Origin of the sequence: Pseudomonas sp. NCHU5216 (genome assembly GCF_052156495.1) — a bacterium.
Taxonomy (GTDB): Bacteria; Pseudomonadota; Gammaproteobacteria; order Pseudomonadales; family Pseudomonadaceae; genus Aquipseudomonas.
This window is the reverse complement of record NZ_JBQLIX010000024.1, coordinates 45641-57721: the sequence shown is the minus strand read 5'-3', so window position 1 is coordinate 57721 and position 12081 is coordinate 45641. Positions and strand designations below refer to the sequence as shown.

The 12081-nt window shown below is 65.7% G+C and carries 11 protein-coding genes; 5 read left to right on the top strand and 6 right to left on the bottom strand.

Going from position 1 to position 12081, the window contains the following annotated elements; genetic code table 11:
- Positions 1-31: 31 nt before the first annotated feature.
- The 6 genes from ACSVIK_RS16985 to ACSVIK_RS16960 all read right to left on the bottom strand — a co-directional run bounded on the left by ACSVIK_RS16985 (position 32) and on the right by ACSVIK_RS16960 (position 6793).
- Entirely contained in the window at positions 32-799 is a 768-nt protein-coding gene (locus ACSVIK_RS16985) for a class II aldolase/adducin family protein (RefSeq protein WP_442445427.1), read from the bottom strand.
- On the bottom strand, positions 796-1803 hold the full coding sequence (locus ACSVIK_RS16980; RefSeq protein WP_442445426.1) for a ketopantoate reductase family protein: 1008 nt from the start codon (positions 1801-1803) through the stop codon (positions 796-798). The genes ACSVIK_RS16985 and ACSVIK_RS16980 overlap by 4 nt, the downstream gene beginning before the upstream one ends.
- Positions 1804-1857: 54 nt before the next feature.
- Positions 1858-2649 carry an ABC transporter ATP-binding protein gene (locus ACSVIK_RS16975; RefSeq protein WP_442445425.1) on the bottom strand — a complete coding sequence of 264 codons (792 nt, stop codon included), beginning with the start codon at positions 2647-2649 and terminating at the stop codon, positions 1858-1860.
- Complete coding sequence (locus ACSVIK_RS16970) at positions 2649-4448, bottom strand: branched-chain amino acid ABC transporter ATP-binding protein/permease (RefSeq protein WP_442445424.1); 1800 nt, start codon at positions 4446-4448, stop codon at positions 2649-2651. Before ACSVIK_RS16970 ends, ACSVIK_RS16975 begins: the two co-directional genes overlap by 1 nt.
- Positions 4445-5482: a branched-chain amino acid ABC transporter permease gene (locus ACSVIK_RS16965; protein ID WP_442445423.1), complete on the bottom strand. Its 1038-nt coding sequence runs from the start codon at positions 5480-5482 to the stop codon at positions 4445-4447. The genes ACSVIK_RS16970 and ACSVIK_RS16965 overlap by 4 nt, the downstream gene beginning before the upstream one ends.
- A gap of 159 nt (positions 5483-5641) precedes the next feature.
- On the bottom strand, positions 5642-6793 hold the full coding sequence (locus ACSVIK_RS16960) for an ABC transporter substrate-binding protein (RefSeq protein WP_442445422.1): 1152 nt from the start codon (positions 6791-6793) through the stop codon (positions 5642-5644).
- Between the two features lie 729 nt (positions 6794-7522).
- On the opposite strand from ACSVIK_RS16960, the gene ACSVIK_RS16955 reads away from it, so the two are divergent.
- From ACSVIK_RS16955 to ACSVIK_RS16935, 5 genes are read left to right on the top strand one after another with little or no spacing between them, the layout of a single operon-like run.
- Positions 7523-8635: an amidase gene (locus ACSVIK_RS16955; protein ID WP_442445421.1), complete on the top strand. Its 1113-nt coding sequence runs from the start codon at positions 7523-7525 to the stop codon at positions 8633-8635.
- A gap of 23 nt (positions 8636-8658) precedes the next feature.
- On the top strand, positions 8659-9831 hold the full coding sequence (locus ACSVIK_RS16950) for an acyl-CoA dehydrogenase family protein (RefSeq protein ID WP_442445420.1): 1173 nt from the start codon (positions 8659-8661) through the stop codon (positions 9829-9831).
- A gap of 27 nt (positions 9832-9858) precedes the next feature.
- Positions 9859-10221: an IacB protein gene (locus ACSVIK_RS16945; protein WP_442445419.1), complete on the top strand. Its 363-nt coding sequence runs from the start codon at positions 9859-9861 to the stop codon at positions 10219-10221.
- Between the two features lie 3 nt (positions 10222-10224).
- Positions 10225-10740: a nuclear transport factor 2 family protein gene (locus tag ACSVIK_RS16940; RefSeq protein ID WP_442445418.1), complete on the top strand. Its 516-nt coding sequence runs from the start codon at positions 10225-10227 to the stop codon at positions 10738-10740.
- 39 nt (positions 10741-10779) lie between these two features.
- Positions 10780-12054, top strand: a complete 1275-nt coding sequence (locus tag ACSVIK_RS16935; protein WP_442445417.1) for an aromatic ring-hydroxylating oxygenase subunit alpha — start codon at positions 10780-10782, stop codon at positions 12052-12054.
- Positions 12055-12081 lie beyond the last annotated feature (27 nt).

The following is a 12081-nucleotide window of genomic DNA, read 5'->3' as shown; positions in this document are numbered from 1 at the left end:
ACTCCTCGGCTGTGGCCCGTTGTGGCCTGGATTACCAGTGCATGGCCCGTTCGGTGCGCATCTTGCGCACCATGGCGTCATAGAACTGGGTGGCGAAACCGCTCTCGCGGATCAGCATGGCGGTGAGGTCGGCGCATTTGGCGGCGATGCCGTCGTCCAGCGGGTTGTCCTCACCGCCCAAGGCGCCGGCGGCGCACTGGTTCTCGGCGGCGCGTTGCACCGTCCAGAGCAGGAAAAAGGCCTTCTCGATGCTGCTCTCGCCCACCGCGATGCCGTGGTTGCGCAGCACCAGCACGTGCTTGTCACCGAGGCTCTCGACCATCCGCGCCTTCTCGTCGTCGAACAGGGTGATGCCCTCGAAGCGGTGGTAGCCGATACGGCCATGCAACTGAGCGCCGTAGAAGTCGTCGTGGGTGAAGCCGCGTTTCTTCTGCACCACGGCGGAGATCGGCGTGGTGTGGGTATGGATCACGCACTGGATGTCGTCGCGTGCGCTGTGCACGGCACTGTGCAGAGCGAAGCCGGCGGGGTTGCCGTCGTAGGGCGAGGCCTCGAGCTTCTTGCCGTGCAGGTCGACCTTGAGCAGGTTGCCTGGGGTGACCTCGGTGTAGTTCAGGCCGAAGGGGTTGACCAGGTAATGATGAGCCGGGCCGGGCAGGCGCGCGGAAATGTGGTTGAAGATGGTCTCGCTCCAGCCGAACCAGTCCACCAGGTGGTAGCAGTAGGCGAGCTTGACGCGCAGTGCCCACTCTTCGTCGCTGCAGTGGGCGGGCTTGCTGAAATCGGTCATGGCGTTCATCGCGAAGTTTCCTGTGGATGATGGGACGAGGCGCTGCGAAAGCGCGCCAGGGCGAGGATGTCCTGGGTGGTGGGCATGGCCAGGCCCTGGTAGCCGGCCAGCTCGACGACCGCGTCGCCGATGGCGGCCAGCTCCAGTGGCCGGCCCTGTTCGTAGTCCTGCAGCATCGAGGTGCGCACCGCGCCCATGCCGGCGCCCAGCTCCATGAAGGTCGGCGGGTCGAAGGCGATGCGTGCGCCATAGGCGGCGGCGGTGAGCAGGGTTTCCTGAAGGATCTTGGCCACCAGCGTTTTCAGCTCGGCCTGGCCGTACAACTGCTCCAGGGTCGCGCCGGTGACCACCGACAGCGGGTTGGAGGTTAGGTTGGCGATGATCTTGGTCCATAGCTGGTCGCGGATGCGCTCGGTGGCGCGCGCCTCGATGCCGGCGGCGGCGATCAGCGCGCGCACCCGTTCCAGGCGTTCGCTCATGCGGCCGTCCGGCTCGCCGAAGATCATCAGGTGCGGGTTGTTCGAGCGCACCACGCCAGGGCCGCTGGTTTCGGCGGTGATGAACACCACGCAGCCAAGCACGTGGCGCAGGTCGAGGCTGGCGCTGAGCGTGCCGTCGGGGTCGACCGCCTCGACGCGGCGGTCGGCGAGGCGCCCTTCGAGGCCGTGGAAGTACCACCAGGGCACGCCGTTGACCACCGGCACCACCACTGTGTCGGCGCCGATCAGCGGCGCCAGGGTAGGCAGCAGGCCAGCCAGAGCTGGCGCCTTGGTACAGATGAACAGCAGATCCTGTTCACCGAGCGTGCGGCAGTCGTCGCTGGCGCTGACGTCCACCTGGTGCTCGCCGTCCAGGTCGCTCAGCCGGATGCCGGTTTCACGCAGCGCGGCGAGCGTCTTGCCGCGCGCCAGCAGGCTGACCGGCTGGCCGCTTGCGACCAGGCGCGCGGCAAGGGTGCAGCCGATGGCACCGGCACCGGCGATGCAGACACGCAGTGGCTTGGAGTTGGGCATGGGCATGTTTCCTTGCAGGCTGACGACAGCGCCCGTCAGGCGGGCGCCGTGGGTTCAGGTGGCGAGCATTTCCTGGTGTTGGCTGGCCAGGCCCAGATAGGCCTCGATCACCCGAGGGTCATCGGCCAACTGCGCGGCCGGGCCCTGCATGGCGATCTGTCCGGTTTCCAGCACGTAGGCGTAGTCCGCCACGCGCAGGGCGGCGCGGGCGTTCTGCTCCACCAGCAGGATCGACACGCCCTGCTGGCGCAGGGTGGTGATGATGCGGAAGATCTCGCGGGTGATCAGCGGCGCCAGGCCCAGGCTCGGTTCATCGAGCATCAGCAGCTTGGGCTTGGCCATCAGCGCACGGCCGACGGCGAGCATCTGCCGCTCGCCACCGGAGAGGGTGGCGGCCAGTTGCTCGCGGCGTTCCCACAGGCGCGGGAACAGTTCGTAGACCTCCTTGAGCGTCTGGCCGTGGTCGCGCTGGCCGCTGCGGTGGCGCTGGAACGCGCCGAGCAGCAGGTTGTCGGCCACCGTCATGCTGCTGAACAGCTCGCGCTTCTCCGGCACCAGACCGAGGCCGCGGCCGACCATCACCTCGACTTCCGGCACTGCTTCCAGGCTGCCGTCGAAGGCGACCCGGCCACGGGAGCCGAGCACGCCCATGATGGCCGAGAGCAGGGTGGTCTTGCCGGCGCCGTTGGGGCCGATCACGGTGACGATCTGGCCCTGGCCGACGCGCAGGTTGGCGTTGGACAGCGCCTCCACCTTGCCATAGGCGACGCACAGGTCGCTGACCTCCAGCAGCGGGTTGGCCACCTGGTTCTGCGTGTGCTGCAGGTTGTGCATGGGCATGTTCATCACTCCGCTCCTCCGAGATAGGCTTCCAGCACCGCGGGATCCTTCTGCACCTCGGCCGGCAGGCCGAAGGCGATGCGCTGGCCAAATTCCATCACCACCACGCGATCGACCAGGCCCATGACGAAGTCCATGTCGTGCTCCACCAGCAGGATCGCCATGCCTTCGCTGCGCAGGCGACTGAGCAACTGGCCGAGGGCTTCCTTCTCCTTGTGACGCAGGCCGGCGGCCGGCTCGTCGAGCAGCAGCAGGCAGGGGTTGGCGCACAATGCGCGGGCGATTTCGAGAATGCGTTGCTGACCGAAGGCCAGGCTGCCGGCTTCCACATGCAGGTAGTCACCGAGGCCGACCCGCTGCAGTTGACGCCGCGCCTCGCCGAGCAGGCGTGCCTCCTCGGCGCGATCCAGGCGCAGGGCGGCGGCGAGCACGCCCTTGCTGCCGCGCAGGTGGGCGCCGAGGGCGACGTTCTCCAGCACGCTCATCTCCGGCAACAGCTTGACGTGCTGGAAGGTGCGGCTCATGCCCATGCGCGCGATGCGCCGCGAGGGCATGCCGTTGATGCGCTGACCACGGAACAGCACCTCACCGGAGGTGGGTGTATCGACGCCGGAAAGCTGGTTGAACAGGGTGCTCTTGCCAGCGCCGTTGGGGCCGATCAGGGCGAGGATCTCGCCGGCGTGCACTTCCAGGTTCATCGCGTCGTTGGCCACCAGGCCGCCGAAGCGGCGGGTCACGTCGCGGGCTTGCAGCAGCACCTCACCGGCAGTCGGCGCTTGGCGCTGCGGCAACTCGCTGGCGTCGTCGATGGGCAGTGCGGCGCGGCGGGCCTTCCAGCTATCCGGCAGCAGGCGCATCAGCAGTGGCCACAGACCGCCGGGCGCGCGCTGCATCAGCAGCACGATGGCGATGCCGAAGACGATCACCTCGTAGTTGCCGGTATTGCCCAGCAGTTGCGGCAGCAGATCCTGCAGCCACTGCTTGAGCATGGTCAGCACGCCGGCACCGAGCAGGGCGCCCCAGACGCTGGCCACGCCGCCGATCAGCGCCATGAACAGGTATTCGATGCCCATGTGCAGGCCGAACGGCGTGGGGTTCACGAAGCGCTGGGTATGGGCGTAGAGCCAACCGGAGAGGGCGGCGAACAATGCCGAGATGAGGAAGATCACCATTTTCGCGCGGAAGGTGTTCACCCCCATCGACTCGGCCATCAGCTGGCCGCCCTTGAGCGCGCGGATGGCCCGGCCTTCACGCGAATCCAAAAGGTTCTGGGTGAGCAGCATGGCGCCCAGCAGGATGGCCCAGATCAGGTAATAGATCTTCTCGCCCTTGTCCAAGACCCAGCCAAACAGGGAAATGCTCGGCAGGCCGCTGACGCCGGTGTGGCCACCGAGCGACTCCAGGGTGCCGAACAGGTAGTACAGCGACAGGCCCCAGGCGATGGTGCCGAGCGGCAGGTAGTGGCCGGACAGTTTCAGCGTCAGCGCACCGAGCACCAGCGCCACGGCGGCGGTCAGGGCCAGGCCGAGCAGCAGGGTCAGCCAGGGCGAGGCGCTGGCCCAGGCCAGCCAGCTTGGCAGTTCCTGCACGGTGGTCAGGTAGGCGCTGGTGTAGGCACCGAGGCCGACGAAGGCGGCCTGGCCGAAGCTGGTCATGCCGCCCACACCGGTGAGCAGCACCAGGCCGAGCACTACCAGGGTGTACAGGCCGATGTAGTTGAGCAGGGTGACGTAGTAGGGCGGCAGCACCGCTGGCGCCACGGCCAGCACGGCGACCAGGGCGAGGATCAGGTAGCGCGGTTTCATTCATCGTCCTCCACATGACGGCTGGTGAGGGAGCGCCAGAGCAGGAAGGGGATGATCAGGGTGAAGACGATGATCTCCTTGTAGGTGCTGGCCCAGAACATCGAGAAGGCTTCGATCAGGCCCACGGCGAGCGCGCCCAGGGCCGCTACCGGGTAACTGACCAGGCCGCCGATGATGGCGCCGACGAAACCCTTGAGGCTGATGACGAAGCCGGAGTCGAAGTACAGGGTGGTGATGGGGGCGATGAGGATGCCCGACAGCGCGCCGATGAAGGTGGCCAGGGCGAAGGTGGCCTTGCCCGCCAGGGTCGGCGAAATGCCCATCAGCCGCGCGCCCAGCCGATTCACTGCGGTGGCGCGCAGGGCCTTGCCATACAGGCTGCGCTCGAAGAACAGGAACAGGCCGATGATCAGCGCCAGGGACACGGCGATGACCCACAGGGTCTGGCTGTTGAGCGTCACCGGGCCGAGCGTCAGGCCTGCTTCGGAGAACGGCTCGGTACGCGCACCCTCGGGGCCGAACAGCAGCAGGGCGATACCGACCATGGCCACGTGCACGGCGATGGAGACGATCAGCAGTACCAGTGCACTGGCCGCAGCCAGCGGCTGGAACACCAGGCGGTAGAGCTGCGGGCCGAGCGGCACCACCAGCGCCAGGGTGAGCAGGGCCTGCAATGCCAGGGGCAGCTCCGCGAGCGGCAGGCTGCGGATCAGGCCGACCATGCTCAGGGCGTAGGCGAGCTTGAGCAGGATGCGTTTCGGCAAGCGGAAGGGGCGGCTGGCGCGGGCGGCGTCGTACAGATCCATGGCGCAGTCGGCCAGGGTCAGCGCCAGCAGCAGCCAGACCAGCGCGGTGGGGTGGCCGGCCTGGAGGGTGGCCATGGTCAGCGCGCCGTAGGTGACGAACTCACCCTGAGGGATCAGCAGGATGCGCGTCACGGTGAAGACCAGCAGGATCGACAACGCCAGCAGCGCGTAGATGGCGCCGTTGGTAATGCCGTCCTGGCCGAGCAGCAGGGCAATCTGGAAGTTCATATCGGAAACTCGTTAGCGGTATGGGGCGTACGTGTGGGGGCGGCGTGACCGGGGCGTAGGGTGGATGACGCTTTTTTCATCCACCTTTCGGCGTGGGGCCGGGCTCCATCCGGTGGACAGAAAAGCGCTGTCCACCCTACGGGGAACCCGTGCCTGCGATCAGTTGCCCTCGAGCAGAGTCCAGGTGCCGTTCTTCACCTGGATCAACTCGCGACCACGTTCGTCGAAGCCGCTGTGATCCTCGGGCGTCATGTTGTAGACGCCCTGGGTGGCGGCGAACTCGTGGGTGCTCTCCAGTGCGTCGCGCAGGGCGGCGCGGAACTCCGGCGTGCCCGGCGCGGCTTTGGCGGCAGCCAGCGGAATGGCCCGTTGCAGCAGCAGGCCGGCGTCATAGGTATTGGCACCGAAGGTGGCCGGCTTGCTGCCGTTGAGTTTCTCGTAGGCCGTCACGTATTCACTGGCGATGGCTTTGGAAGGATGGCTGTCGGGTATCTGCTCGAGCACCAGCATCAGGCTGGCGGCGAGGATGGTGCCCTCGACCTTCTTGCCGCCGAGCTTGAGGAAGTCCGGCAGGGCGGCGCCGTGGGTCTGGTACATCTGGCCGCGATAGCCCTGGTCGAACAGGGTGGTCTGCGGCAGGACTGCGGAGCTGCCCGGTGCGGCTACCAGTACTGCATCAGGGCGGGCGGCGAGCACCTTCAGGCTCTGCCCGGTGACGGAGGTGTCCTGGCGCTGGAAGCGCTCGTTGGCCAGCATCTTGATGCCGTGTTCGGCCGCCAGTGCGCTCATCACCTTCGACCAGTTCTCGCCGTAGGGGTCGGCGGTGCCGATGAAGCCCAGCGTCTTCACCCCGCGTGCCTGCATGTCCTCGACCAGGGCCTTGGCGATCAGGTCGTCGTTCTGCGTGGTCTTGAACACCCACTTCTTCTGCTCGGTCATCGGCAGCACCACGGCGGCGGTGCCCACCGGTGCCAGCAGCGGCACGCCGGCTTCGGCGACGAACTGGATCACGCCCATGGCATTGGGCGAACCGCTCGGGCCGATGATGGCATCGACGTTTTCCTCGCTGATCAGCTTCTTCAGCGCCTTCACCGTGGCAGTGGGGTCGCTGCCGTCATCCAGGGCGATGTACTTCACCGGTTGGTCGCCGGCCTGGGTGGGCAATAGCGGTATGGAGTTCTTCTGCGGCTGTCCTACCAGCGCGATGGGCCCGGTGGAGGAGGTGATGACGCCGACTTTCACCTCGGCCTGCGCGAAGGAGGCACAGGCGGTGCTGAGCAGCAGGGCGGACAGGGCTCGTTTGAAATTCATGAGGACTCCCAGGTTTGCAAGGCTATTGGAGAGGCAGAGGCCATTCGGCTGTCGGCATCGCGGCCGGTGGTCGAGTGGCGTGTCGTCTTCTTGTTGTTCTGGCGCCTGTGGGCGCTGCCGGTGGGTTTCCCTCCGACAAGGCCGGTTTTGCACCTCCCATGCCAGAAAGGCGTGCGCGCAGATGGCGCACGGCTGTTCCTGGCTTGGCTGGGAAGAGGCAGCGGTGCTGCGAGGCGGGCCTGAGGGAGCCGTTATGGCGAGCCTGTCTGCCAGCGCCTCAAGGCCGATTCACAAAGGGTTTGAGGCGCATTTTGGGAGGCCTTCGAGGTGCATTTTTCAGGTGTTTTTTAGGTTTGAAAATTAGCTTTAAATTGGCTTTTAAAGGCTGCTTTGATGCTGCATTTTCTGTGCGATTATCGGTCGTCCTGATGATTCGGGCTTGATGCGTAAGAAAGTCATCGGTAAACGATAATTCATCTCTTTTGTAGTTTAACTATATGATTTTATTGAATTTTATATATTGATAAGCATGAAAGTTACAGGTTTTTACTGTTACCAAACTGCACGGTAAAGGTGCTTGATGTGTCAAAAATGCACCGAATCTACCCATTGTTTTCTGGTTGATAATTCAATTGACAATTCACGTAATTCTTCCGATTCTGGATTTACGCGAGCCGCTCCCCCTGAGGCGGCTTTGACCTCCAACAAGAACGGTGATGGGTGAAGCAGATGGCGACAGTGGTCGAGAAACTCGATCTCGGTGGGCAAGGCCCCCGTGTGATGGTGAAAGACACCATCGATGTGGCTGGTCATCCCACCCGTGCTTCCAGTCGTGCCCTCGAGCGTGCGCCGGATGCCGAGCGCCATGCCGATGTGGTTCAGGCGCTGCTCGACGCCGGTTGCCACCTGATCGGCAAGACCAGCCTGCATGAGCTGGCCTTCGGCACCACCGGGCTCAATGCCTGGACGGGCACGGCGGAGAACCCGCGTTATCCCGGGCGCATTCCCGGTGGCTCTTCCAGTGGTTCGGCCGCTGCCGTGGCCGCCGGCCTGTGCGATTTCTCCCTGGGCACCGACACCGGTGGTTCGGTGCGCATTCCCGCCGCTTGCTGCGGTGTATTCGGTCTCAAGCCCAGCTTCGGTCGCGTCAGTCGCGCCGGGGTGATGCCGGCGCAGACGTCGCTGGATTGCGTCGGCCCCTTCGCTGCCGACATCGACACGCTGATCGCGGCGATGAAAGCCATCGACCCTTCCTTCAAGGCGCTGCCGAGCGTGAACGGCATCCGCATCGGCGTGGTGCCGGTGCAGGCTAATGCCGAGGTGCAGGCCGCTCTGGATGCCGTGCTCGAAGCTGCGGATTTCGAGCTGCACGAGGCGCCCTTGCCAGGCATGCCGGCGGCCTACGACGCCGGCCTGGCGGTGATCAACCGCGAGACCTGGAATGCCTGCGGGCACCTGCTGGAAACCGGCCTGGTGGGCGCCGATGTCGCCGCTCGGTTGCTGGCTGCGCGTGACACCCACGACGACGCTCTGGCCGAGGCCGAACGTTGCCGCGCCGCCTTTACCGCCGAGGTGGACGCTGCCCTGGCGCAGTGCCCGATTCTCGCCCTGCCGACCATGCCGGATTACCCGGCGCTCGTCGCAGACGCCGCCGACACCCGCGCGGCGATCGGCATGACCGCTTTCGTACGCCCTTTCAACCTGACTGGCCACCCGGCCCTGAGCATCCCTTTCGAGGGCGCTTCGAAATTGCCGGTAGGACTACAACTGGTCGCCGCCAAAGGCGCGGACGAACTGCTCCTGGCAGTCGCCCGCGAGCTGTTGCAGCGCCTCGAACAATAACCGTGCCCATCCTGGAGAAGCCCATGTCTTCCCTAAGCCAGCTGGATCACCAGCGCCTTGCCCCGATCACCGCGAACGAAGCCTTTCAGACGCTGCTGGCCGATATCCGCGAGCGCGCCCGCCGCGAGGAGTTCGATCAGCAGCGTTACATCTCCCATGACGTGATCGAGCGTTTCAAGGAGCTTGGCGTCTATCGCGCGCTGGTGCCCACGCGCTTCGGCGGCGAGCAGCGCAGCCCCATGGAGTTCTGCGAAATGGTGGAGGACATCTCCGCCGCCGACGGCTCCGCCGGCTGGGTCGCCAGCTTCGGCATGAATCCGGTGTACCTGGCGGCGCTGCCGCTGGAAACCCTCAAGCAGATCTATGCCACTGGCCCTGACGTGGTCTTCGCCGGTGGCATCTTCCCGCCGCAGCCGGCGGAGTTCGTCGACGGCGGCCTCAAGGTCAACGGCCGTTGGAAGTTTTCCAGTGGCTGCATGGGGGCCAGCCTGATCGGCGTCGGCATCAGCCCGAAGAACGGCGAGACCCTGGGCCTGCCGCGCCTCGCGGTTATGCCGCGAGAGAAGGTGAAGATCGAGGAGACCTGGGATGTGGTCGGCCTGATCGGCACCGGCAGCCACGACGTAGTGATCGAAGGCGTGGTGGTGCCTGAGGAGTGGACCTTCGTTCGTGGTGGCCCGGCCAACCTCGACGAGCCGCTGTTCCGTTATCCGTCGTTGTCCTTCGCCACTCAGGTGCTGTCCGTGGTCGGCCTCGGTGTCGCCCGTGCCGCGCTGGACTACCTGGCCGACATGGCCAGCGGCCGTTTCTCCGTCACCGGCGCACCAGCCCTGGCCGACCGCCCGCTGGCGCAGATGCAGATGGCCAAGGCCGAAGCCGAACTGCGCGCCGCTCGCGCCTGGTTCTACGAAGCCATGGAGAACGCCTGGGCCAGCGTGCTGGCCGGCGATGCGGTGAGCGTCGAGCAAACCAACCTGCTGCGCCTGTCCTCGACTCACGCCACCCGCGTGGCCGCCGAAGTGGCGCGCACCGCGCAGATGCTCTCGGGCATGACCGGCGTGTACCGCCAGAGCCCGCTGGCGCGCTTCGTCAACGACGCCCAGGTGGTCACCCAGCACGCCTTCATGGGCGACATGACCTACCAGAACGCCGGCGCGATCTTCTTCGGCGGCAAGCCGACGCCCGGCTACCTGTAATCGACAACTTCAATAGCGGTGACTGTGATGACTGAGAAAAAAGCCTTGCGCGTGCTGTTTTGCATGGGCATCAACCAGAACTTCTTCGACGCCCCGCGTGAAGAGCAACTGGAAGTCTGGGCGGCGTTCAGCGCCATGTGGAACGGCATCCACGACCTGCCCGGAGTGAAGGTATTCGGCAACATGGACGACGACCAGAGCATGGTCGGCCCATCCACCGGCTACCCCTGGACCACCTACCTGCTGGCCGACGTGCCGGACATCGAAACCGTCCACGCTGCCTGCAACCTGTTCCGCACCACCGCCGTGGGCAGCGGCCCGTACAAGCTGTGGCGCTACTGCAAGGTGGAAGCGCGTACCGGCCGTGAACTGATCATCCAGCGGGCCTGAGCCATGAGCCCATCCCTCGAAGCCCGCCTGCGCCAGCTGGAAAGCGAGAACGCCGTGCGTGCCTGCATGAACCGCTACATGGTGCTGTGCGACGCACTCGACGCACGCACCCCGCTGGACGAGCTGGCCGGGCTGTTCACTGCCGACGCCATCTGGGAAGGCAAGGGTGCCAAGTACGCCAAGAGCTTCGGCGGCTACCGGGGGCGCGAGGCGATCCGCGCCATGTTCGCCGGCTACATGAGCGAGCCGGCGCACTTCGCCCTCAACGTGCATTTCCTCTGCTCGGAGCTGATCCGCGTGGAGGGCGACGAGGCCAGCGGCAGTTGGGTGATGTTGCAGACCTCCACCTTCGCCAGCGGCGCCTCGCACCTCAACGCAGCGCGCCTGACGGTGCGTTTTCGCGAAGAGCAAGGCGTCTGGCGCATGGCCCATTTCCAGACCGAAAACCTGTTCGGTCGCCCGGTCGATGCCTGGAACAGCGATGCCCACCTGCCCGTGCCGGGGCAGACCGAAGAATGACTTTGATGAGTCGGTGACCTGCGCCGACGAGGAGTGACCGTGACCAATCTGATCGAAACCGTGAACCTGGCCAGCTCGCCGGCCGACCTGGTGCTGCACGACCGCGTGCACACCTCCCTGTACACCGACGCGCGCATCTTCGACGAAGAGCTGGAGAAGGTGTTCTACAGCACCTGGGTGTGGGTGGCGCACGCCAGCGAGATTCCCGACAACGGCAGCTACAAGAGCACCTACATCGGCAAGCAGCCGGTGATCGTGGTGCGCGACCGCAAGAAGGACGTGCACGTGCTGCTCAACCGCTGCCGCCACCGTGGCGCCACCGTCTGCGAGCACAAGAAAGGCAAGACCAACAGCTTCGTCTGCCCCTACCACGGCTGGAGCTACGCCCTCGACGGCAGCCTGCGCGGCGTGCCGCACCCGGAGAGCTACGCCGACTGCCTGGACAAGGGTGAGCTGCCGCTGGTGAGCCTGCGCGTCGAGCAATACAACGGCATGATCTTCGCCACCTTCAAGGACGACATCGAGCCGCTGGAAGACTTCCTCGGCGCGGCGAAGAAGTGGATCGACCTGTTCATGAAGCAGGGCGCCGGCTACGGCGTGAAGGTGTCCGGCGAGCATCGCTTCCGCTTCCCCGGCAACTGGAAGATCCAGCTAGAGAACACCACCGACGCCTACCACTTCCCGCTGGTGCACAAGTCGTTCCTGTCCTCGGTGGACGAGCAGACCCTGGAGCTGTTCGATTTCGTCGAAGGCCCCGGCTACGTCGAAGACCTCGGCAACGGCCACAGCGTGATGGTGATGATCCCCGAGCTGGTGGATCTGGAAGCCGACCTCGACAAGCCGATCCCCGAGCGTTTCGAGGCGCTGGCCCAGGAGCTGCGTGACGAAGGCATCGAGGAACAGCAGGTACGCCGCATCGTCCGCGCCGTCGGCGGTTCGGGCTTCAACCTCAACCTGTTCCCCAACGTCGCCTGTTCCATGGCCTTCTTCCGCGTGCTGCAGCCGGTCTCGGTGAACGAGACCGAAATCCACCACGCGGTGATCACCATGGACGGCGGCCCGGCCGTGGCCAACCGCTACCGCCTGCGCCTGCACGAACACTTCCAGGGCCCGATGGGCTTCGGTACGCCCGACGACTCCGAAGCCTGGGAACGCGTGCAGAAGGGCGCCCAGGCCGGCAGCGACCTGTGGATCATGCTCAACCGCGGCCTGCCCGGCGAGAAGCCGAGCGCGGACGGCCTGGTCAGCGACGTGAGCGCCGAGACCGGCATGCGCGCGGCCTACCAGCAGTGGAAAAAGATGATGTCGGCCTGAGCCGCCGCGCCCCTCTGCCCGCGTGGG

Excerpts from the sequence above, each read along its gene's own strand:
- ACSVIK_RS16985 (WP_442445427.1), bottom strand. The coding sequence starts at position 799 with ATGAACGCCATGACCGATTTCAGCAAGCCCGCCCACTGCAGCGACGAA.
- ACSVIK_RS16980 (WP_442445426.1), bottom strand. The coding sequence starts at position 1,803 with ATGCCCAACTCCAAGCCACTGCGTGTCTGCATCGCCGGTGCCGGTGCC.
- ACSVIK_RS16975 (WP_442445425.1), bottom strand. The coding sequence starts at position 2,649 with ATGAACATGCCCATGCACAACCTGCAGCACACGCAGAACCAGGTGGCC.
- ACSVIK_RS16970 (WP_442445424.1), bottom strand. The coding sequence starts at position 4,448 with ATGAAACCGCGCTACCTGATCCTCGCCCTGGTCGCCGTGCTGGCCGTG.
- ACSVIK_RS16965 (WP_442445423.1), bottom strand. The coding sequence starts at position 5,482 with ATGAACTTCCAGATTGCCCTGCTGCTCGGCCAGGACGGCATTACCAAC.
- ACSVIK_RS16960 (WP_442445422.1), bottom strand. The coding sequence starts at position 6,793 with ATGAATTTCAAACGAGCCCTGTCCGCCCTGCTGCTCAGCACCGCCTGT.
- ACSVIK_RS16955 (WP_442445421.1), top strand. The coding sequence starts at position 7,523 with ATGGCGACAGTGGTCGAGAAACTCGATCTCGGTGGGCAAGGCCCCCGT.
- ACSVIK_RS16950 (WP_442445420.1), top strand. The coding sequence starts at position 8,659 with ATGTCTTCCCTAAGCCAGCTGGATCACCAGCGCCTTGCCCCGATCACC.
- ACSVIK_RS16945 (WP_442445419.1), top strand. The coding sequence starts at position 9,859 with ATGACTGAGAAAAAAGCCTTGCGCGTGCTGTTTTGCATGGGCATCAAC.
- ACSVIK_RS16940 (WP_442445418.1), top strand. The coding sequence starts at position 10,225 with ATGAGCCCATCCCTCGAAGCCCGCCTGCGCCAGCTGGAAAGCGAGAAC.